At 43.7% G+C, this 22,178-nt stretch carries 23 protein-coding genes, 1 tRNA gene and 1 pseudogene; 7 read left to right on the forward strand and 18 right to left on the reverse strand.

The window, feature by feature from the left end; all coding sequences use genetic code 11:
• Window positions 1-237: tetratricopeptide repeat protein (locus ACFE93_RS28035; protein ID WP_375478312.1), on the forward strand; the 237-nt coding region annotated here is incomplete at its 5' end.
• A gap of 288 nt (window positions 238-525) precedes the next feature.
• On the opposite strand, the gene ACFE93_RS28040 is transcribed toward ACFE93_RS28035, so the two are convergent.
• From ACFE93_RS28040 to ACFE93_RS28055, 4 genes and pseudogenes are all read right to left on the reverse strand, one after another.
• A complete protein-coding gene (locus tag ACFE93_RS28040; protein ID WP_375478314.1) occupies window positions 526-903 on the reverse strand; it encodes a DUF6632 domain-containing protein in 378 nt (125 codons plus the stop codon).
• Window positions 904-1,214: 311 nt separating this feature from the next.
• Window positions 1,215-1,442 (reverse strand): PEP-CTERM sorting domain-containing protein, encoded by a 228-nt coding sequence (locus ACFE93_RS28045; RefSeq protein WP_375478348.1) that lies wholly within the window; start codon window positions 1,440-1,442, stop codon window positions 1,215-1,217.
• A gap of 39 nt (window positions 1,443-1,481) precedes the next feature.
• Window positions 1,482-2,410: pseudogene (locus ACFE93_RS28050) on the reverse strand (cation diffusion facilitator family transporter).
• A gap of 178 nt (window positions 2,411-2,588) precedes the next feature.
• Entirely contained in the window at window positions 2,589-3,524 is a 936-nt protein-coding gene (locus ACFE93_RS28055; RefSeq protein WP_375478316.1) for a LysR family transcriptional regulator, read from the reverse strand.
• Window positions 3,525-3,673: 149 nt separating this feature from the next.
• Between ACFE93_RS28055 and ACFE93_RS28060 the strand changes: the two genes are divergently transcribed.
• Window positions 3,674-4,429, forward strand: coding sequence for an SDR family oxidoreductase (locus tag ACFE93_RS28060; protein WP_375478319.1), 756 nt, complete (start codon window positions 3,674-3,676; stop codon window positions 4,427-4,429).
• A gap of 19 nt (window positions 4,430-4,448) precedes the next feature.
• Here the strand turns inward: ACFE93_RS28060 and ACFE93_RS28065 are convergent, their stop codons facing one another.
• From ACFE93_RS28065 to ACFE93_RS28095, 7 genes are all read right to left on the reverse strand, one after another.
• Window positions 4,449-6,662, reverse strand: coding sequence for a xanthine dehydrogenase family protein molybdopterin-binding subunit (locus tag ACFE93_RS28065; protein ID WP_375478321.1), 2,214 nt, complete (start codon window positions 6,660-6,662; stop codon window positions 4,449-4,451).
• Complete coding sequence (locus ACFE93_RS28070) at window positions 6,659-7,642, reverse strand: FAD binding domain-containing protein (RefSeq protein ID WP_375478323.1); 984 nt, start codon at window positions 7,640-7,642, stop codon at window positions 6,659-6,661. Before ACFE93_RS28070 ends, ACFE93_RS28065 begins: the two co-directional genes overlap by 4 nt.
• Window positions 7,629-8,252, reverse strand: a complete 624-nt coding sequence (locus ACFE93_RS28075) for a (2Fe-2S)-binding protein (RefSeq protein WP_375478325.1) — start codon at window positions 8,250-8,252, stop codon at window positions 7,629-7,631. The genes ACFE93_RS28070 and ACFE93_RS28075 overlap by 14 nt, the downstream gene beginning before the upstream one ends.
• 374 nt (window positions 8,253-8,626) lie before the next feature.
• Complete coding sequence (locus ACFE93_RS28080; protein WP_334854641.1) at window positions 8,627-8,968, reverse strand: cupin domain-containing protein; 342 nt, start codon at window positions 8,966-8,968, stop codon at window positions 8,627-8,629.
• A 365-nt stretch (window positions 8,969-9,333) separates the two neighbouring features.
• On the reverse strand, window positions 9,334-9,723 hold the full coding sequence (locus tag ACFE93_RS28085; protein WP_375478327.1) for a hypothetical protein: 390 nt from the start codon (window positions 9,721-9,723) through the stop codon (window positions 9,334-9,336).
• A gap of 292 nt (window positions 9,724-10,015) precedes the next feature.
• Complete coding sequence (locus tag ACFE93_RS28090; RefSeq protein ID WP_375478330.1) at window positions 10,016-10,714, reverse strand: SRPBCC family protein; 699 nt, start codon at window positions 10,712-10,714, stop codon at window positions 10,016-10,018.
• 210 nt (window positions 10,715-10,924) lie between these two features.
• The gene (locus ACFE93_RS28095; RefSeq protein WP_375478332.1) at window positions 10,925-12,016 is read right to left on the reverse strand and encodes a DJ-1/PfpI/YhbO family deglycase/protease; all 1,092 of its coding nucleotides are present in this window, start codon (window positions 12,014-12,016) and stop codon (window positions 10,925-10,927) included.
• 487 nt (window positions 12,017-12,503) lie between these two features.
• On the opposite strand from ACFE93_RS28095, the gene ACFE93_RS28100 reads away from it, so the two are divergent.
• Complete coding sequence (locus ACFE93_RS28100) at window positions 12,504-12,896, forward strand: DUF6335 family protein (RefSeq protein WP_292783360.1); 393 nt, start codon at window positions 12,504-12,506, stop codon at window positions 12,894-12,896.
• Window positions 12,897-12,902: 6 nt separating this feature from the next.
• On the opposite strand, the gene ACFE93_RS28105 is transcribed toward ACFE93_RS28100, so the two are convergent.
• On the reverse strand, window positions 12,903-13,319 hold the full coding sequence (locus ACFE93_RS28105) for a response regulator (RefSeq protein WP_375478334.1): 417 nt from the start codon (window positions 13,317-13,319) through the stop codon (window positions 12,903-12,905).
• Between the two features lie 890 nt (window positions 13,320-14,209).
• On the opposite strand from ACFE93_RS28105, the gene ACFE93_RS28110 reads away from it, so the two are divergent.
• Window positions 14,210-14,890: a RibD family protein gene (locus ACFE93_RS28110; RefSeq protein WP_375478336.1), complete on the forward strand. Its 681-nt coding sequence runs from the start codon at window positions 14,210-14,212 to the stop codon at window positions 14,888-14,890.
• 125 nt (window positions 14,891-15,015) lie between these two features.
• Here ACFE93_RS28110 and ACFE93_RS28115 read toward each other — a convergent pair whose 3' ends face one another.
• The 5 genes from ACFE93_RS28115 to ACFE93_RS28135 form a co-directional block, all read right to left on the reverse strand.
• A complete protein-coding gene (locus ACFE93_RS28115) occupies window positions 15,016-15,366 on the reverse strand; it encodes a histidine triad nucleotide-binding protein (protein WP_375478338.1) in 351 nt (116 codons plus the stop codon).
• 180 nt (window positions 15,367-15,546) lie between these two features.
• A tRNA-Pro gene (locus ACFE93_RS28120) sits at window positions 15,547-15,620 on the reverse strand.
• 50 nt (window positions 15,621-15,670) lie between these two features.
• Window positions 15,671-16,036 carry a DUF1818 family protein gene (locus ACFE93_RS28125; protein ID WP_289796143.1) on the reverse strand — a complete coding sequence of 122 codons (366 nt, stop codon included), beginning with the start codon at window positions 16,034-16,036 and terminating at the stop codon, window positions 15,671-15,673.
• An 80-nt stretch (window positions 16,037-16,116) separates the two neighbouring features.
• Window positions 16,117-16,662, reverse strand: a complete 546-nt coding sequence (locus ACFE93_RS28130) for a hypothetical protein (RefSeq protein WP_375478350.1) — start codon at window positions 16,660-16,662, stop codon at window positions 16,117-16,119.
• Window positions 16,663-16,839: 177 nt separating this feature from the next.
• Entirely contained in the window at window positions 16,840-17,076 is a 237-nt protein-coding gene (locus ACFE93_RS28135; RefSeq protein WP_094351515.1) for a DNA-directed RNA polymerase subunit omega, read from the reverse strand.
• Window positions 17,077-17,226: 150 nt separating this feature from the next.
• On the opposite strand from ACFE93_RS28135, the gene ACFE93_RS28140 reads away from it, so the two are divergent.
• Window positions 17,227-17,646, forward strand: a complete 420-nt coding sequence (locus ACFE93_RS28140) for a fasciclin domain-containing protein (protein ID WP_375478340.1) — start codon at window positions 17,227-17,229, stop codon at window positions 17,644-17,646.
• 70 nt (window positions 17,647-17,716) lie between these two features.
• Here ACFE93_RS28140 and ACFE93_RS28145 read toward each other — a convergent pair whose 3' ends face one another.
• Complete coding sequence (locus ACFE93_RS28145; RefSeq protein ID WP_375478342.1) at window positions 17,717-19,189, reverse strand: glycoside hydrolase family 13 protein; 1,473 nt, start codon at window positions 19,187-19,189, stop codon at window positions 17,717-17,719.
• A gap of 817 nt (window positions 19,190-20,006) precedes the next feature.
• On the opposite strand from ACFE93_RS28145, the gene ACFE93_RS28150 reads away from it, so the two are divergent.
• Together ACFE93_RS28150 and ACFE93_RS28155 are read left to right on the forward strand one after the other, a co-directional pair.
• Window positions 20,007-21,734, forward strand: coding sequence for a S8 family serine peptidase (locus ACFE93_RS28150; RefSeq protein ID WP_375478344.1), 1,728 nt, complete (start codon window positions 20,007-20,009; stop codon window positions 21,732-21,734).
• Window positions 21,735-21,848: 114 nt separating this feature from the next.
• Entirely contained in the window at window positions 21,849-22,172 is a 324-nt protein-coding gene (locus ACFE93_RS28155) for a hypothetical protein (protein WP_375478346.1), read from the forward strand.
• Window positions 22,173-22,178: the final 6 nt, after the last annotated feature.

Genomic DNA, 22,178 nt, shown 5'->3' on the forward strand with positions numbered 1-22,178 from the left:
CTGTATCTGCAAGCTTTAGATTTGAGAAAACGCTTACAGGGAGACAACCATCATCATGTCGCCAATAGTCTAAATAATCTGGCATTACTCTACAAATTTACAGGACGCTACAACGAAGCCAAACCCTTGTTTGAGCAAGCTTTGGCGATTTGTGAGCAGACTTTAGGTGTAGGTCATCCCAATACAATGACAATAAGGGGAAATTATGCAATCTTTTTAAGAGAAATATATCGCTAGCGATCGCCTCCAGCACGCTACGCGATGTCTACGACGGTCTATTCGGCGTCGCACCCTTTCTCACAAAATCGTTGTAGTTTAAAGTTTAGGAGCGATCGCTCATCAATTGTAACTTCAAATAGCGATACCTTTCCTTCGGAACGCTACGCGAACGGTAAGCTTTCCTGCGGAACGCTGCGCTAACGCTAACGCTCCCTCTTCTATCTTCCTTTGCGCCCTTTGCGGTTCACTTCTTATGCCCCCTCATATCCAAAGTACAGTAAATAAAAGAGCGTAGGCGTAGCCCGTTCATGTACTTGACACTACCTTGCGGGGCGCTAAAAAGCCAAGAACAATTGCTACCAAGAACAATGCTGGAACATCACCAAACAGGTGTCCCTGTTCAACAGGGTCAATTACTGCATGTACCGCCATGATTAACCCGTGGACTACACTTGATATGACGGTAAACCAGATTAAACTGAGGTGAGCTTCTGGTTGCCTTGAAGCTAACAGTAAAAAGACACCAAGCGTCGCATAAACACCAATGATCATCTGTTCGTATTCGTGTTGACCTGGTTGCCATAACCAGCCTGATGCCCAAACCTGAGTTAGTGGATAGATAAGTAGAAAAGCTATTCCAATCAGAACCAGAGCGATTCGTAAGTAGCGATCGCGCCCATCCATTACTTTAACCTCCGCAATTTTCCAGTGCAGTCTCTACAAACAAACTGTATAATTTTGTGATTGTATTCCCACTAGTCACACTTCAGCTTTGGAGTGTTAGAAATTTTAATGCTCTTGGTGGTTTAAAACTGATTTAACTGTGAATGCAAGTCAATGCATTCACAATGCAAGCCAATGCATTCACAATGCAAGCCAATGCATTCACAATGCAAGTCAATGCATTCACAATACAAGTCAATGCATTCGCAATGCAAGTCAATGCATTCACAATACAAGTCGATGCATTCACAATTCTTATTCCGTTTCACTGTTTATGGGGTTTGCTGTTTGCGCCGACGCATGTAGGCACAAGCGACACCTGCAAGCGCTAGACCTGCAATTGTGTTCGGTTCAGGAACAGCAGCCGTGTTCGTTTCATTTGCGGTAAATAATCTCGAGCTAAAATCGACAGGCGATCCATCGCTGACCGTAGTTGATGAGAGATGCGAACTGCCGAAGGCAGCAGCGCTTTTGCAGAGCGGACGCTTCGCGAACGCGATCGTGCGATTCCTTAAAGTTCAACGGCAGCAATTAATCTTTTATGTAATATCTTGCATTTGCTGATTGCTCGGACGCTCCAACTCCATATCTTCCCAAGAAACTGGATCTTCTACAGGTTCCAGGTGAGTTGTAACGTGGGTTGAAGGCAGCACCCGAAGAATAGCAAGCTCAATTGCCTCGCATAAATCATGCCCTTGTTGCACTGTCCAACATCCAGGCACAAGAACATGAAAGGAAACAAAGCGGCGCGTTCCAGCAGTGCGGGTTCGCAAGGCATGAAACTGGATGTCTTGATGTTTGTACTCGTTAAGGATACTCTTGATTGCGTCAATTTCTTTTTTAGGCAAAGCTGCATCCAGTAAGGCGCTACTGGTTTCCCGCAGCAAACGAAATCCTGTCCAAGTAATATTTGCTGCTACTATCAGGGCGACAATTGGATCGAGTACAAGAGTGCCTGTTACCTTAACGAGGAAGATTCCAACTACCACACCACCCGAAGTCACCACATCGGTAAACAGGTGGTGAGCATCAGCCCTGAGTGTAATGGAACGCAACCGTCGCCCTGCCGTAGCAAGATAAAGGCAACAACGCCGTTGATTGCGGTTGCAAATAGGGAGAGTGCCAACCCCCATCCCAGCTGTGTTAACGGTTCTGGATGCAACAAGCGTCCCCAAGCTTCAATAGCAATGCTAATCGCTGCCACTATAATCAACGCACCTTCTGCACCACTGGAGAAGTATTCAGCTTTAGAATGCCCAAAGGCGTGTTCGGCATCGGCTGGTTTATCAGCATAGGTCAATGCCCATAGAGCAACCAATGCTGCTACAAGATTTACAATTGATTCAATAGCATCTGAAAGCAAACCTACTGACCCGGTTAGCAGGTAAGCGCCAAACTTTAGAGCAATAGTGACGATTGCTGCTGCAATCGACAAGAAAGCGTAGGAGCGGGCTGATCGACTACTCATCTCGGTCACAAACGTAACTACAGTGATTCCGAGCTAACAGTACCAAATTCTACATTTAGTGGTCATCAACCCTGAGACTTCTACTGATTGGCAAAAGAAACTAGAGGATGTTATTGCTGCGTATGAACTTCTTGCTCATACTGGTAATGTAGCGATCGCCAATCGTGTGATTCAGCTTTCATCGTTGCTGTATCCTATCTTGAAAACCATTCGATATTTCAGCACAAATATCAAAGATTGTGGAGCGCATCCATGTATTGGCTGGATGCTGGCTTAAACGTCCGTGCCAAAGCAGCGAAAGCGCAATTGGTTCAATTGCAAGTGGTACTGGTTGCACAACTAAATCTTTGGCATAGGGAGACAGTGTAATTACTTGACAAACTACAGTGACTATAAGATTACTCTGTCTAAGAATTGCTGGCACGACACTAAATTGATTCACCGTCATTGCAATCCGCCTGCGTAACCCCTGACTCTCTAAAAGCACATCGACAAATCCTGTTGATTTCCCAGATAAGCTTACTAAAAGATGCTTTGCACTTAAATAGCTATGTAGCTCAAGAGGCTTTCCTGCTAGAGGATGCTTGCGTCGCATAGCGCAGACAAACTCATATTTGATCAGAGCAGTTACTTGTAATCGCTCTGGTGGATTGGGAAAAAACCCAATCGCAAAATCAATTTCTCCAGAATCTAATAACTCGGGTGCGTTGATATTGATATTGGGTTTGACCCGAATATCGATGTTAGGTGCTACCTTTTCTAAACGTTCTGCAAGGGTAGGAAGAATGAGCGAGGCAGCATGATCTGTCATGGCAAACGTAAAGGTTCGTGATGCATTCGCGGGAATAAATTCAACGGGTTGGAGTGCTTCACTCAACTGAGTCAAGGCTTGACGAATCGGGGCAGCAAGTTCTAAAGCGCAAAGAGTTGGGCGCATTCCGTCAGCCCCGCGAATAAACAATTCATCTTTAAGTGCATAACGGAGTCGATTCAGAGCGCTGCTGACTGCAGGCTGTGACATGGCTAACCTATAGCCTGCCTTGGTAGTGCTGCGCTCAGTCATCACAGCATCGAAGACTAAGAGTGCCTTGAGGTCAAACTCCGCTAAATTCATAAATCGAATTTTGCTTATTTGATATTCAGTTTACCGAATAGTATGACCAGCATTAGGGTGAGAACAGAACGATTTGAAGCGACAGATAATAGTATCCAAATCTGACAATTTATTATTATCTGCTCGGACAAGAAAGTTAGAGGACTATCATGAAGATTACAGGAAACACAATTCTGATCACTGGCGGCAGCTCAGGTATTGGTCGCGGGATCGCTGAGGCCTTCCACAAGAAAGGAAACCAGGTTGTCATTGCCGATCGGCGACAACAGGTTTTGGATGAGGTGACGGCTGCCAATCCCGGTATGAAATCGATTCTGCTTGATATAAATGACCGAGATGGCATACATTCGTTTGGTAAGCAAGTGGCTCAAGACTACCCAGGGCTGAATGTTCTGATCAACAATGCCGGGATTATGAAAGCGGAAAATCTCAAATCACCGCCTGATTACCTGGATGATGCCGAGGAGATCGTGACGACCAACCTCCTTGGTCCCATTCGCCTCACGGCGGCCCTCCTGCCACTGCTGCAAAGTCAGCCGCACGCGGCCGTCTTGACAGTTTCGTCCGGGCTAGCCTTCGTACCGCTTGCAAACACGCCAACCTACTGCGCGACCAAGGCCGCGATCCATTCCTACTCGGTATCGCTGCGCCAGCAGCTCAAAGGCACGACAACGGAGGTGATCGAGATCATTCCCCCCTACGTTCAGACCCATCTCATGGGCGAGAACCAAGCGAATGATCCCCGTGCCATGCCCCTCGGCGAGTTCATCACCGAGGTCATGTCTATACTCTCCAACCAGCCAACAATAGAAGAGGTTGTGGTGGAGCGCTGCAAGCCTATACGCTTCGCCGCCGAAAATGGGAACCCTGGCACAATGTTCCAAGAAATGAACGCTGGTGTTTAAAAACGGGCGATCGCAATATCTACAGCAGCTTGTCTAATGTAATTGGCAAATCGCGGACGCGCTTACCTGTGGCATGATAGACAGCATTGGCGATCGCTGCGGCAGTGCCGGTAATCCCAATTTCCCCAATTCCTTTGACACCAAGCGGGTTGATATGTGGATCGTGTTCATCAACAAACAACACCTGAATATCAGGAACGTCTGCGTTGACTGGCACGTGATATTCAGCTAAGTCATGGTTGACAACGCGTCCTAGATTCGGGTCTATGACCGTGTGTTCCATTAATGCCATACCAATACCATAGATAATCCCACCGATCAGTTGACTGTTGGCTGTTTTAGCATTGAGGATGCGTCCAACGCCAAAAGTTCCCACCCAGCGCGATATTCGCACTTCACCCAAATCAGGTTCAACGCGCACTTCGGCAAACTGCGCTCCAAATGCGTGCATTGAGAACTTCTTTTGTTCTTCTCCGAGCTTGGCATCTGCACGCGCTTCGATCATTTTCATTCCATGCCGTGCCAAGATTGCCTGATATGTTTCGGTTGCAGACGATTTATTTTTTAAGAAAAAGCTGCCATTTTCGGCAATCACATCCTCAGCATTTGAACTATAAAGCGGCGATTTTTGATCGGCAAGTGCTAGTTGCAAAAGCTGACTACGAGCTTGATTTCCCGCTAAATGCACGGACGAGCTGACACTGGCGGCAGTTTGTGAACCACCGGAAACGGGAGTTTCTGGCATCTTAGTATCGCCCAGTTCAAAGCGAACTTTGTCAACTGGTAGACCGAGTGCCTCAGCTGCAACTTGAGTCATGACAGTATAAGTTCCCGTGCCAATATCTTGGGAACCGCTCTGCACAACGGCTGTACCGTCTGCCATAATTCGAGCGATCGCTGATGCTGGGGAACGGTTGGTAGGATAAGTCGCTGTCGCCATACCCCAACCAATCAAATAATTGCCGTCTCGCATCGAACGGGGCTTAGGATTGCGCTTTTGCCAACCAAACTTTTCTGCTCCTAATCTGTAGCACTGTATGAGTGACTTGCTCGACCAAGGCAGTCCTTTACTAGGATCGACATCAGCATGGTTACGCAGACGCAGCTCCACCGGATCGATATTCAGCGCATAAGCCAGTTCGTCCATTGCCGATTCTAAGGCGAACGACCCAGAAGCTTCTCCAGGCGCACGCATAAAGGTTGGTGTACCTTCATCGAGCTGCACCAGATGGTGGCTGGTTTCAATATTCGGGCAAGCATAAATCATCCGGGCGCTTTTACCAACTGGTTCGATAAATTCATCGAAAGTTGAAGTCTGGGAAATGCCAGCGTGTCGCAGAGCGGTCAATTTTCCGTCGCGGGTTGCACCTAGAGAAACCTGTTGAATTGTCTCTGGTCGAAAGCCTACAGGCCCATACATCTGTATCCGTCCCAGTACCAGTTTCACTGGACGCTTAACCTGCCGTGCTGCCATCGCCGCTAGAGGCACATGCGACCAAGCCGACCCTTTGCAACCGAAGCCACCGCCGACAAAGTAAGACATCACCCGGACTTTCTCTGGCTCAATCCCCAATACCCCTGCCACTTTTTGTTGAGCCGAAAAGATTCCCTGAGTTGCATCATACAGCAGCAGTTGATCGCCTTGCCAAACTGCTGTTGTGGCATGAGGCTCCATTGGATTGTGATTTTCGATCGGTGTAGTATAGGTTTGCTCGACGCGGACAGCCGCCGCCGCTAATCCCTGGTTGACATTACCGTGCGCTAAATCAGGCGGCTCGTCTTTGGGGATTTTACCTTTAGGCAAGTATGCTTTAGCGAGATTGTCCCGCATATTGATCGTCGGTTTTTCTTCGTCATAGCGAACTTGCACCAGCGAGGCAGCGTACATGGCTCGTTCAAAGGTATCGGCAACGACAACACCAATGTGCTGACCGCTATACAGCACAACGTTATCTTGTAACACTTGCAGCTTGCGACCGCCACCCTTTTCTCCAGAAGCTTTGGGTGCGTTAAGGTGCGTAATTACTGCTAATACACCCGGTACTTGTTCCGCCGCCTTTGTATCGATTTTGGCAATCTTACCTTTGGCGATCGTGCTTTGAATCGTCACGCCATAAGTCATTTTTGCTACCGGAAACTCTGCCGCATAGCGTGCGCCACCCGTCACCTTCAGGTGTCCATCGACTCGATTGAGCGGTTTGCCAAGAACTGTATTTGTATCCCCTGTATTCATACTATCCCTCCTACCGTCAAGAGCGCTTTAACAATTGTGCGTTTAGCGAGTTCGACCTTAAACCCGTTGTATTTTTGAGGTTTAGCCTTAGCGACAGCTGCGGACGCTGCTGCTTGAAATGTTGCCTGATTTGCTGGCTTGTTCAACAAAGCTTTTTCAGCTTCAAAGGCACGCCAGGGCTTTGTTCCTACGCCACCCAAGGCAATGCGTGCGACGCGAATGATGCCATTTTGAACATCTAATGCAGCCGCAACCGATGCCATCGCAAAGGCATAAGAAGCGCGATCGCGGACTTTTAAATAATGCGATCGCCTAGCAAGGTTTGAAGCAGGCAAGTCAACGGCAACAATTAACTCTCCGTGTTCTAGAACTGTCTCCCTTTCTGGTGTATCACCTGGTACGAGATGAAAATCTACAAGCGGAATACTGCGCTCTCCTCTCGGCCCACGTGTTTGCACAACTGCATCGAGTGCCATCATTGCCACCGCCATATCAGAGGGATGGGTGGCAATACAGTGATCGCTTCCGCCGAGAATCGCATGGATGCGGTTATAGCCCTCAATTGCCGGACAACCTGAACCGGGAACTCGCTTGTTACAGGGCATCGAAGTATCGCGGAAGTAGTAACAACGGGTACGTTGCAGCAAATTTCCGCCCACTGTCGCCATATTCCGCAGTTGGGGCGATGCTCCAGACAGCAACGCCTCTGACAGTACAGGGTAACGCTCCTGAATTATCGGATGATAAGCAACATCGCTATTGCTTGCCATTGCTCCAATCCGCACACCATTACCCTGCATTTCTATCTTGGTTAACGGTAGTGGGTTAATGTCAACTAACTGTTTTGGCGTTTGTACATCCAACTTCATCAGATCGATGAGGCTAGTACCACCAGCTAAGTACGAGGCTTGGGCATCTGGAGTAACCAACGCCACCGCATTCTCTGCTTGTCCCGCTTTTTTATAATTAAATGGCTGCATCTTTTTTTCCCCCTAAGACATCGCGGACAGCAGCTACGATATTTGGATAAGCACCGCAACGGCAGATATTCCCACTCATTAGTTCGCGAATGTCGGCATCTGACTTAGCGTGTCCTTCGTTCACCAAACCTACTGCCGAACAAATTTGTCCTGGCGTGCAGTAGCCACATTGAAACGCATCATGGGCAACAAACGCAGCTTGCATCGGGTGCAGATTGTTTCCTTGCTCCAGCCCTTCAATAGTTGTGATTTTTGCATCGGTGTGCATAACGGCAAATGTCAGGCATGAATTGATCCGTTGCCCATCAACCAGTACTGTACAAGCACCACACTGACCGTGATCGCAACCTTTTTTAGTACCAATTAGTCCTATATATTCTCGAAGTGCATCAAGTAAGGTAACACGCGGTTCAATCTGCAAACTATGTGCTGTTCCGTTCACTTGCAGCCTCACCTTCACAGTTTCAGATGTTGAAGTTGCCTGCATTGGAGTAGCTTTTTTGACTTGAGTTTGTGCTACACTTTTCTTGACCAAATTACCGATCGTAGCCGCTACTGTGCTGACGACCATCAATTGACCCAACTTGCGACGTCTTAGGACAAACCTCATTTGTTGACTCCATTCTGTTTTTGTTGAGTAATAATATTGAGTAATTCTCTATACTTAAACTTCTAATAGAAAACCATACTTTTTTACAAGCATTTTGATTAAAAAGACATTAGTTATATAGAATACAATTTCATCTTGTTATGTTTCTCTATCAGAAGAGTTATGCCATAAGTATCATTTATAAATTATCAAAACACAATTCAAAGACTTGCTACCACTAAGTAAGTCTGTCAAAAAATTATTACAATAATTGGTAAGCTGAAAACACAGTAAAAAGGAGAACAAGAATATTGTTCCCCTACGAACGCTTTATTCTATGCCATTGAAAGCGGCTATAAGTTTTTAGCGATCACCAAATTTAAAATAACTGCAAATCAGTTTTCATCTCGCCCGTGAACTTGAGCCGGTGGACTCGTTGCTTCAACAGCAGTGAATGTTTCTAAAATTTTATAGGTGTGGCTAGCTCCTTTTGGTACTATCCAAGAACTCCCAGGTTCTAGTAAAATCGTTTGCCCTTCAATATGTAATTCTGCACGACCATTGATTACATAACCAACAGTTTCATATTCCCGTGCTGTTGGCTCTTTAGGTTCGTTCGGTTGTTCATTTTCCCACAGACGCATGGAAATGCTTTTGCCAGATGCAAGATATTTTTGACCAAGTTGGCCTTTAGGGGAATGACTAGAGTCTACTTTACTAACGGTTTTATCAGACATATTTTTGCCTCTTTATAGTTTTAACTTTGGACATTGAGCATTGGCGTTAAAAGAGAGGTGACAGGTGATAGATAATAATCTGTAAACTGTAACTTATTCCCTTGTTCATTCCCACTCCTCATTAAGGTTTGAGTACAACTTTGATGCAGGCAGTTATGTTTATCTACAAAACCACCATATACACTTGGAATTGATACATAACCACCTTTGCGACAAAACACAATTACTTGTCGTAATGCCGGCGGACGTAATTTTAAGACGCGATAATTATCGCGTCTTAATAACTTTTTAAAGCTTTTTTGACAATCTATTTAGTCAAAAACTGAGACTCAAAAGTTGTTAGAAGCTCAGATTCTATTTCTCAGTTATTTTTTAGAAGAATTATGGTAATAACCTTCTTTCTCTCCAGTCACTGGCTCAACTGTTTCTTCAACTTTATTTGTTGCAGACTTAAGAAACTCTTTTGTTGCTTCAGGAGGTTTTTCATCCAAGTTTAACTTTTCGCGGATATTATCAACAGCGCTTTTTATGGGGTTTTGGGAGTTTTGAGTATTTTCTATTTGGGTATCGTTTCTCATTTCACCCTGTCCATTTGGCACTCCTTGGTAATAAGTACCCTCTGGAGTTTTAACATCAGCCAGTGCTATGTTAGTGTAGCTAAAAGCCTGACTCAGTAAGAACATAAATCCTACAAGGAAAACTACAAGGATTTGGGAAATGCGAATATTTCGCAGCCCTGAAATTACTCGATTCATAAAAAACCTCAATTACATTATGTTAGGTGTACAATTCCAAATACTGAATGACTATTCAGCATTCGGGTTTAAGAATAACTTTGATGGAGTTATCCTTTTTTTGTTGAAAAATGTGATGGCCTTTTATACCAATAGCATTGATACAAGCATCGGACTAAAGACACCAGTCATCTGTTTCAACACTTCGCCAGCATTAACTTATTCACTTCTGCTTTGGCAAACTTTTTGGCCATTTTCAGGCACTTGGTTAAGCGATCGCTATCAATCCCTTTTTCAGTGCTAATCATGGTAACTACTTGCGTCCACTTGTTTGACCTTCTGTGGTTGCAATTTCACCTGCTTCCATTAGCATCTTGAAGCGATGCAATTCATCACCAACTTGCTGTTCTGGTTCTTCACCGAAAAGTTTGGCTACGGTAGCTCCCAATGCACCACCTGGTGGATTATACTCCAAGACAATTTTTACTTCTGTGCCGCGATCGCCTGGTGCTTTTTTAAAGCGGACAAAACCAGAATTATCAACATCTGCACCTTCTACAGATGCCCAAGAAATAAATTCATTTTCCCGGTCTTCAAGAATTTCTGCATCCCATTCTACACTATTATCCAAGGGTGCATTGGCTATCCAATGAGAACGTTTTTCGTTATACACCCTTACAGATTTGAGATGCTTCATGAATGTGGGCAAATTCTCAAAGTTGTGCCAAAAACGATACAATTCTTCTGCTGATTTATTAATTGTTACCGTCTTTTCAATTTTGATAGGTTGATTTATCCCTATTGCTTCCTGTGCTTGCTGGATTGTGCTTTGTTTAGTTGCACCTTGATAAATCAAACCACCACCAGCCAAGGCTGTTAGCACTCCCCGCAAAGAACCTTGTTTTAAACCCATCAACACCATAGCACCGCCACCGATGAGAGATGCCCAACGTTCTGTTTCACTAGCTTCACCTTGACTATTAGTAGATTTATCGCCTGATGTCGAAGTCACTTTTTTATTTCTCCATTACATACATTAGATAACTCCACAAATTAAATATGCGTTATCCAGAATTCCTATAGAGACGCAACACTGTCACGTCTCTACACATTCTTTTTCACCAGATATCTTCTAAAATAACCAAGACGCAAATACTCACAATCAGCTACGTATAGGTTATTTCTCCATCGTCGGAGTATGCACCTCTGCGATTGGTTACATTTATGTAGCTGCCCCTGTAGTCGGCTTAGGAGGCTGAACCTGAGTGGTTATCCGCGCCCGATACAACTCTACTAATTGCTGTTCGGATTTTGATAAATCCTGGTAAATTCCTTTGAAAATAGCAGTTGCTACTGGATCGGTGAACATCGCAGCCAAATTACCAATATCGCCAATACCCGTTTGCACATCCCCCAAAGCGGAACGTAACTGATATATGTCATCACTTCCTGTCAAGGCAGTTTTTACCTTGGCATATTGATTGGCAATATTTGACCCTAAAGAGGGTTTTTCACCCAAATGCTGAAGATAGGTTTCCAGTTTTTCGATGTGGCGTTGTTTATTAGTAATGATTTTTTGAAAAAGTGATTTAATTTCGCTATCTGATGCTTTTTCAAAGTACTTCTCAAATGCTTCGAGTGAATAACGTTCACCAGTAAGAGCAGTATTTAAACCTTTGCTAATATCACCCTTAGTTGAACCACCCCAAGCATCAGCTAGTTTCCACCATTCAGCAGTTGTGTCTTTTTCATTTGGCAATGCCGCATCTTTGCCACCATAGCCCAAACGGTTCAAAATAGCTGTGGTGAAAATTGCCAAGTCTCCAGGTTCGCGAGATGTAATTAAATTCCCATCAACTATCAACGGCTCATCTGAATAGTTTGCGCCAGCGTTAGTCATATCCTTGGCAATAGCGCTAAACCCAGTGGCTTGTTTGCCTTTAAGCAAGTCGCCTTCAATCAAAACTTGTGGCCCGTGACAAACCGCAGCGACTAATTTTCCTTGTTGCATAGCCTCTTGTACGAAACGTACTGTGTTGGGGTTGCGTCGTATTTTATCGGGAGCCATACCGCCAGGAATCACTACTGCATCAAATTCAGCTGCGATCGCTTCTGTTGTGGTACCGTCAGCTTCTCTACTAACTTTGCCGAGTTTACCCTTGTATTTTTCATTCATTCGGGAACCAAGGACTACTACCTCCATTCCTGCTTGTTTGAATCCATTATATGGAACTGTAAATTCTGCATCCTCTACTGCTTGCTCAATAAGGATAGCAACTTTTTTCTTACCTGGGTGATTGTTCTGTTCAGTCATAAATGGTGTTACGTTTTTATTTCTCTAATCTTTAACTAGTTACAACAATATTTATCGATGAAGACAGTTAAATAGCCAGAATTTTTACTGAATAAACAATTTTGAACTACTTATCCTCATTATTTGCCTCCATTACTCAGATAATTTTTGAGTATTCCATTGTTTAGCATTTAGGTAATTAGAAACATGAATGCCTAATTGAAAATGCTAAACTTACAAACTATATTTTCAACTACCTATTTTTGTCTAGCAGAAAATAGTTATGAGTTAGAAGTTCGCTAATGAGTAACTTCGGTTGGATAACTTCTATCTCATAACTTCAACTACAAGTTCCTTGACCATGAATTCATAGCTATAATATTATGGCGCGATCGCTAGTTTAGCGTCGTTCTCAGGGGATAGATTATTTTATCAGCTATACACCTCTAGTTAGACAAATTGGTTACAAGAAAACGTTATTGTAAGAATGCAGAAAAGGGCTAGTATCATGGCAGAAAAAAACCATAATGATAAAATTAAAAGTAATGATTTGCCACAAGAGATTACCGAATCCTACGGTACTGGTGTGAAAGACTTGCCAGGATACAATATTGGCGGACGCTCTATGCAGGACGAAAGGGACGAGTATACAGAAACTAGTCCGAAACTGACTGGTGGAGATGTCGATGCTTATTGGCAAGATGCAGATGCAGTTGGGGATGAAGCTGTTGGTGGTAGTACTTCCACTCCCGACCAAAATGTAACTGAGGACTTAGAAGCAGCAGTAGGGCTAGAAATGGCTGATTCGGAGTTTCTGCATACCAACGATATTTTAGAGGATCGTGACGGCGATCGCTGGGAGTTAGATCCAAAGTCTTCTGAAGACTATCAAGACCGATGAGAATAATTACCAATGACAAGAAGCAACTAAATTAGCCACGATCTCAACTAGTTCTTCTGGAGCGACTGGTTTAGATATATGAGTGTCAAAACCAGCTTCCAAGGCACGGATACGAGCCTCACTATCAGCAAAGGCTGTTAAAGCAATAGCTGGGACTCGTCCAGAATTATTTGGTTTAAGCGCACGGAATTTGGAGATGAAAGTGTAGCCATCCTCCCCAGGCAACCCAATATCACTAATTAAAACATCAGGTTGTAATTCGGACAATACATTACGTGCATCTGCTGCTGATATCACTGCTATAACTGTTGCTCCATCCATTTCCAAGACAGTAGTGATAAAAAAGCGAGTATCATCATCATCCTCAACTACCAAAATATTTAAACCAGTAAGAGTTCCAGAAGTTTGCATAATAAATGACATTTTATTTATCCTTACTTGCTATATTCGTAATTCCTAATTAAGAGAGTACAAAGCAAGCACTCGATTACAACCACAAATTACGTTAGCGAGTCCGCAAGCGTCATTATCAATTACGAATTATTATGACTTTTACACCCATTAGAGCTTCTTTTAGAGCAGATTTTAGATTTACAAAAGTAGATTGATATGCTCAGAGTGTTGATGATATACTGAAGCAGGCTTTTTTAAGAAGAAATGATTTAACACATTAATTTCAAACATATAGCTTGATGGTTACTACTGCTTCATCTATTTTCCTATTGGAAGACCACTTCGCACAAATGAAATTCAAGCATCGTTATAAAGTCTTCACTTCTCTCGATTTTCAGTAGAATTCAGGAGTCAAGAGTCAGAATTTAGAATAAATTATGTACGACTGGCGGATGGCGTAGCGTAAAGCTTTCATGTACGAGAGGCTTGTCTGCGACACGCTAGGCGTAGCTTGCTTCCCTGTAAGGGTACGCCAACAGCATAGCAACTCTTAAGAACGAGTCTGCGATAGCGCAGTGGTAGCGAGTCTGCGTACTCTTACAGAGAACAAAGCTATGCTTTATAAGCAGATGATAATTTGGGAAACGGCTTCCCAAGAATTGCTCAAACATCAGTGGGAAATTGATTCAGACTCAATCTTGGGCTAGAGCATACAAGCAAATAAATGTTTTGAATTTAGCAGCGACAAAGAAATATTGGTAGAAACGGTGTATCGCTGTAATTTGGAAAAGTGCTGGAATATATCAGTAATTGATTAGCGATCGCTCAACCAAGTTGTCGTAAACTTTGCTACTCATTCACTCTAAAGTATGGAGGGGATTCAAAAAGGTAAAATTATAAAGAATCGTTACAACATAATCATGTCAGCTATTCAAACAACTGTGGTTCTTGCGATGACGGTTGATGGAAAAATTAGTGCCGTAGATCCGAAAGCGCCTCGTGAACCCGATGTAGTCGATCAAGCACACTTGGAGTATCAAGCTTCCCTAGCCGATCTAATCCTGGTAGGAGCAGGAACGATTCGGGCTGAGGGGGAAACCTTTACAATTCGCGATCCCGAGCTGTTAGCAGCGCGTGAGGTTCGGGGTCAGTCTCCTCAGCCGATTACTTGTGTTGTTTCAGGTTCCCTTAACCTATCGCCGGACTTGCCTTTTTTGAGCCAGGACATTGAGCGATGGATATTTACCACAAGGACTGCTTTGCAGCGTAGTTCTGATACAACAACCTTGCAAAAACTGGCTGAATTAATTGATTTAGGAGATACAGACCTAGATTGGGATCGGGCCTACACCTTGATGGCAGAGCGGGGTATTCACAAAGTCGTTGCTTTGGGAGGTGGCTCTTTAACAGCTGCTCTAGTTCAGGCAGGGCGAATTGACGATTGGTGGTTGACCATTTGGCCCGTCATTTATGGAGGAAAGCACGCCCCTAGCCCAGTGGAGGGAGAAGGTTTTGTTCCCAATGCTGCTCCTCATCTCCAACTCATAGAAACTCGTCAGGTTGGAAGTGAGTTATTTTTACACTACCGCACGGTCAAGTGAAAACGCACTGCCAGAATTAAGCAACTATGAGCGTTGATACTAGAAAGCAGGTGAGCAGGGGTACTTTCGCTCACAATTTGGCTCAATTTGTACCTTTTACTCTGCCCTTTACCTCCTGCCTCCGATCAACCAGGGGGCCAATTCAACTGTCGTCCTCCCAAAATATGCAAATGTAAATGATCGACTGTTTGACCGCCGTCATCACCAGCATTGATCACAACTCGATAACCATTTTTTAGTCCAGCTTCTTCTGCAACACGTTTAGCAGTTAACAAAAGATGCCCCAACAGAGCATGATCCTCAGATTCAGTGTCAGCTAGTGTAGCAATGGTTTTTTTGGGAATGATCAGGATGTGAACGGGCGCTTGGGGATGGATATCTTTGAATGCCAGGGCTAAATTATCCTCATAAACAATATCAGCGGGAATTTCCCGACTAATGATTTTGCTGAAAATCGTTTCTGTACTTTCACTCATGCCAATTACCTACTAATCTGCTAGAGATTTTATATTAAGTCCGCCTAATTATTTATCATTGAAAAAATTTGATTGTGCGGGTATATCCCAATTTACTGTTCGGTTAGGTTTTTTCAGGTAAAAACTATGAAAAAACCTGCCAATCTTTTAAAAAGACTAGCAGGTATGGCTTATCATCAATCGGAGCGGCGGGATTCGAACCCACGACCTCCACTACCCCAAAGTGGCGCGCTACCAAGCTGCGCTACGCCCCGGTCAGAATTCCTATCATATAGCAAAACTGTAGGATAATCAAGAGGCGATTTTAAAAAACCTTAAGCATCCCACTAGCTTGTAGTAAATCTGGAACAGCAGAAGCATTCCATTTACCTTCTACACATCGCCCTGTATTCAATATGAAGCGCAGACTGTAATCATGAGGATAGCCTTCCACTTCCATCCATAATAAATCGCTTTCGGCTTCACAAGTAATTTTTTCCTCTTCCATCAATTCAGTTGCGAGTTGCTTCATGGTGTCTGCTAGCTGTGCTAGTAGCCGACAAAAATCATTTAACTCGGCTTCGGTTAACTCAATTGCCCAATCATCTGTTCCAACTAAACCTTTAAACTCAGGTGTGTCGGGGTTCCAGCCAATACGCCAACCCGATCCGGTTTTGACAACGCGTTCCATAGTTTAGTTTTTTAAACGCAAAGGTACGCAGAGGTATAACGCAGAGGGACGCAAAGGAAAATTTTTGACTTTGGGTTTGGTCATTTAAGTAGTTCGGCACCTCCCCGTTGCGGTGGCTGTGGGGTATTTGATGTAGTCGGACTGGGTGCGGTATTGGGGTTAGGGGCTAGGGTATTTTGGGAAGTAGGATTAAATATATTCACTAAGACTTGTACTAGGGCATTTCGTTGGCTGCGGGTGAGACTCTTGATGGCTTTGCGATCGCCTTCTATCGGATTCTCCCGTAGTGCATCATTTCCTGGATAGGTAGTATCATACATAATTTCGTTCGCACCCAGGTAATCAGCTAAAGTCAGCTTCCAATCTAAGCGATAAATAGGGGCCCGCCCTTTAGTATAAATGTGATATCTAATTAAGCGACTTGCTAAGGTGTTGTTTTCGGCAACTTTGCCATTTTCTTTGCTGATATATTTATTTTCCCGTGGAAAATCTGGCAATTGCTGATAAACTAGCTGCCAAACATCGCTAGGGGTGATTCTCTGAGCATCAGCAGGTTGGATACTAAATAAATTTCTATGTATTGATTTATCCGCCCCGGAACCTAAAATAATTACACCCATTACCATTAAGGTAAGCAGTAGTGGTGTTAGCAGATAGCTAAGGTTGAGCCAGCGCAAAGTTGCGAGTTTTGATAAGATTGATTTCAACAGAAATTTTTTCTTTTTCATAGAACAATATTTTGGGCGTTGCTGAGTGAAAATATGAATTTGCCTGATTCAGAATTCAGCACTCAGCACTCAATTTTATAGTTCGCCGATAATTTCTGGTTGAGTCAATTCATCGGACATTTCGATTATTGCCCTTAGCACTGGCTTCATCATTGCATCTTCGTTACTTTCAAAGTCTTCGTAACGCCGACGTTTAGCACGATTTGCCACCTGAACCGTAATGCGGTATCGATTTGAGGCTGCACTAATCAGATCCTCAGCACGGTGCATAATCTGAGATTGAGTTGTCTCGAACTTAGAACGCTTTAGCATAATCAGTGGTTCTTAGGGTCATTCTCCAGTGTAACAGTACTAAATCAGTCTGCTGCTGTCTACTAAATCGCCAGCAACCTCTCTATTGATAGAGGCTAAGATATTTTAGTCACTTTATAAGTAACTTGTAGTATTAAATAACGCACCCTCATGGCTGACCTTGTGGAAACTGCGATCGCAGCAGGTAATTTCAATACCCTAATAAAGGCTGCTAAAGCTGTAAATTTTATCGAAACTTTGAAAAGTCCTGGTTCTTTCACGCTCTTTGCACCGACTGACGAAGCTTTTGCTAATCTACCAGAGGGGACTTTAGACTCGCTACTACAAGATATCCCCAAGCTCCAGAAAATTGTGGCATATCATATCGCTAGTGGGGATGTTAGGTCTGATGATTTGGTACAGATTAACGAGGCAGAGACGCTTGAAGGTTCAATTGTAGCCATTGAATCTGCCGAGGGTAAATTTAAGGTAAATAACGCCAATGTCCTAAAAACAGATATTCTGACAGACAATGGCGTGATCCATATCATTGATGCGGTGTTGATGCCTGCAATGGTGGCAGGAAAGTAATTTATGGGATCTGGGGCATTGGGCATTGGTTATTCTCCTTATCCCCTTCATCCCCCTTGTCCCCCACTCTCTACTCCCTACTCCCCACTCCCAGAATGCATCCACTGCGTGCTGGAACAGTCAATAACAACTGCTGAGTTTCTGCTTGATCATTCCACTCAACTTCAGCAGTGCCATATAAAAGCTTGTTGGGTTGAGTACGCAAAGTAGCGACATCTGCATTCGCTGTTGCCGAACTTGTGCCAGCATTGATGGCAATTATTAATTCCTCTGTCCCTAGTGTTCGTGCAAAGATATAAAGTTGTCCTTGAGCAAAGACGACTTGGTAATCACCTGTACGCAAGGCTGGATAAGTTTGGCGCAGGGCAATTAATTGACGGTGAGTATTAAAAATTTCTTGATTCCAGTTACTTTCTAAAGGAAAGCCACGGCGTGAGTCGGGATCTATTGCACCAGGTAAACCAACTTCATCACCATAGTAGATGCTGGGGGCACCGGGAAAAGTGAGTAGCAGTAGAGTTGACAATTCTATACTGGCTATATCACCGCCTGCAATAGTCATCAATCGCGCTGTATCGTGACTTGCAAGCAAATTGAGTTGAGTCAGCTGAATTTCCCAAGGGTAAAGTTGCAGTACTTCTTGAATTTTGGTGGCGTACTCGGCGGCAAATAAGGGTGGGTAGGGTTGATAGTCGCGGCTTTGGACTTGTTCTAAGACTACGCGATCGCCTGCCGCAAAGGCAATTGTCGGCCCGGCAAATAGATAATTCATCACGCCGTCAAATTGCGTCCCATCTAGCCACTCACGTGAATCTCCCCACACTTCGCCCACAATGTAAGCTTCGGGATTGACTGCCTTAACGCGATCGCGAAATTCCTGCCAGAAACCAGGAGTTTTAATTTCAAATGGTACATCCAATCGCCAACCATCAATGCCGAATTTAATCCAATATTCGGCAATTTCCATAATGTATTCTCGTACTTCTGGATTGTCGTGGTTAAATTCTGGTAAGGCACGATTTTCCGCCCAACCCACATAGTTGGCAGGAAATTCCCCATTATATGGTGAAAGGGGCCAACCTTCTATTTTGAACCAATTTACCCAAGGTGAATGGGGACCATTCTCCAAAACGTCGTGGAAAAAGAAAAAGCCCCGGCTGGAATGGTTAAACACCCCATCCAGAACAACTTTGATATTCCGTTGATGGGCTGCATCGAGCAATTCCTTAAAAGCTTCGTTGCCCCCTAGCATCGGGTCAACTTCATAATAATCGTGGGTATGATAGCGGTGATTGCTGGCGGATTGAAAAATGGGTGTGAAATAAATCGCGTTAATCCCTAGATCCTTGATGTAGTCTAAACCTTCCATAATGCCCCATAAATCGCCGCCTTTATAGCCTTGGAGGGTTGGCATAGAGTCCCAATCTTCCCAACGGGCTTCCTGCAATAACCGTTTGCGCGGCTGTTTGCTTCTGGCAAAGCGATCTGGGAAAATTTGGTAGAAAACAGCGTGCTTCACCCAGTCTGGTGTTTGAATTTGCATAAATAACTTTTTGTACTTCAGAAGCGATCGTTGCAAATATTAGCTTCTTTATGGCTCTTACTTATGATAGAGAATCTGTCTTTTCTCAGTATTCATTAGTGATTTAGCCTTTTTCATGCTGTTTTATACGCAAATGTTATCAGTCTTAACTATTTTGACTACAATTTATTTTAGTTTTTAACAGGTCAACTAGATAGACTTGTCACTGATTGCATTTTTACCAGAGGCGGAGTTTGTCTGGCTTTGCTCTTGAATTCTTCGTTAAAAAATTTATTTATTACTTAATTATTCTTAATTTTATAGGACTTACGCAAAAAGTCCTAAAAAGCTTAATTGTATCGAACCGCCATCGTGCAGCGTCTCGCAGAGAAGAACGCCAACTCTTGGAGAGGCTCCGCCAACGTGTAGCGTCTCGTTAGAGAAGAACGCCTTCGCGCAGCGTCTCGCAGAGAAGAATCGTAGAGTTTGCGTAAGTCCTATTTTATTTTATTTAGTTTGTCCGTAATTGTTTAGACAGACAATGGATTAGTTTAATAGCTTCATAAAAATTACCTGTTACTTCAGATTTCGGTAATTCTTAGATGCAACCGATCAAAGATGTCTCAGGAACCACAGAAAATCACTATGAGGGATACGTAATTCAAGAATATGAGTTATGAATTAGCAATTGTCTTAGGAAGAACTTACCACCGCCTAAGCTTATTTGATGTTATCTATGAAAGAAATAGATAACTATAGTCTGCATTAATGTTAGAGCGACTTATCCTACTAAAATCACTACTTCGTTGACAGCAAATAAATTAAGTTTGAGGTAAAAATGAGACACGAAAAACTTTCTCCTGGACTACTTTTGGCATATCAAGACTATCAAAATGAAGGAGATAAAGCTTTAGTTACACACAAGCGATCGCTTGGTATTATTGCCCACAAAAGCCCGGTCAAGCCCACTAAGAGCGTCGTTTTTATCTACTGCGACCCTGATGCAGATTTAAGTTATCTATCACAATATAATATTGAAGTCAATCAAAACTCCGGGAGTGTGCGGACGGCTTTCTTACCCATAGAGAGTTTAGATGTCTTATCTGAAGAAGATGTGATTCAGCGGATTAAGCCATCACGCAAACTTCATTTGAGGATGGATACTGCAATGGGAACAGTCAAACTGCCGGAATTTAAGAATCAAACCGGATTGACTGGTAAAGGAGTAATTATCGGCATTATAGACAGTGGCATCGATCCCAAACACCCCGCCTTTGCTGGACGGATTTTACACATTTGGGATCAAACATTGCCAGGGCCAGGAGTCACAGAGGGCGGCTATGGGGCTGAATTTTCGGGAGCGCAACTGACAGTTTCTCAGGATACTGGTGGTCATGGTACTCACGTTGCGGGAATTGCCGCTGCTGCCGATGCTAGTTATAGTGGTGTTGCACCAGAAGCGGAATTAGTTGTCGTCAGGTCAGATTTACAGGATGCCCACATTGCTGATGGTGTGCGTTACATTTTCCGAATTGCTAGAGAGTTGGGACGCCCAGCAGTGGTAAATCTCAGCTTGGGTGGACACGCTGATGCCCATGATGGTAGTGATTCCTTATCCAAAGTCATCGACGCCGAAACTGGGCCAGGAAGAATTGTTTGTTGTGCTGCCGGTAACGAAGGAAACGATAACATTCATGGACAAGCAATCATACCCAGTGGACGCACTCGTGGTATGCGCTTTAATGTTCCTTTGAATCAAGTAGGTATAGTTTGGTTGAACGCTTGGTATGCCAAAGACAGCGAATTGGAAGTATCTGTGCGGAGTCCTAACGGTTTTGTTACTCCCTTCCAAAAAATTATTACTGAAGGTAATGCTGCCCAAGATTACCAATTACCAGATGCACGGGTGCAATTAGCGACACCAGCACCAGACCAAGCCAACGGCGACCATAATTTCTTTGTGCAAATCCGGGGTATTGGTCCCTCGCAAGTAATGGGAGGTGTTTGGCAGCTGCGAGTCCGCAACACTTCTTCAACTGACACATGTTTAAATGTGTGGACACTAGATGACAGTTCATCAGTGTTTTTTACAGGTAAAAGTGTAAAAGATGCGTTAAAAATTGGTTCGCCAGGAGCTGCTAGCAGTGCAATTACAGTTGCTGCCTATACGACTAAAACTAAATACACAGATATTGATAACCAAGTGCGAGAAATGGGCTTAGAATTGGATACTATTTCGGAATTCAGTAGTGAAGGGCCTCTACGCAATGATGGACAAAAGCCTGATGTAGCAGCACCAGGAGCAATGATTGTTTCCACCCTTTCCGCCGATGCAAATTTTGACCGCTCATCGATGATTAATTCCAAGTTTGTGGTACAGGCTGGTACGAGTATGGCAACACCGTTTGTTAGTGGGTTAGTAGCCCTGCTGTTGCAGCGAGATCCTAAACTCGATCCGGCTGCTGTGAAAGACTTGCTACGTAAAAATAGTGCCATTCCTGGAAAACCCGCAGGCACATTTGATGACAAATGGGGTTATGGAGTCATTAACGCTTTAAATCTCTAATTAGACTGAGAATGATGGATATTATTTCTGTACAAAGGTAGGCAATAAAAACCTATAACTTTGATAAGTTAGGGTAGGCAATTATTGCCTGCCCTGTTTACCAAGGAATTGCTGATGAATTATCAGAAATTAGATGCCGCTCTTGCTACAGCGCTGAATGATGTTCAAAATTCAGAAGAACCGAATTTAGGGGTTTTTATCCATACTGAGCCAATTTTAAACTCTGCTGCAACTGCTGTTTTGGAAAGTTTAGGCGTTAGTGGTGTTAGCAGTGGCAAAGATATTTTCACGGCAACACTGACACCAAATGCCATTTCCCAGTTATCAGAGCAATCTTGGGTGAAGTATTTGAAGCGATCGCAGCAATTACGTTTGGTTAATAAAAGAATCAATATAGCGGTTCTCAGTTGGGTGAAATATAGTAACAGCAGTGGGTAAACCATC

This window comes from uncultured Nostoc sp. (genome assembly GCF_964247315.1).
Classification (GTDB): domain Bacteria; phylum Cyanobacteriota; class Cyanobacteriia; order Cyanobacteriales; family Nostocaceae; genus Nostoc.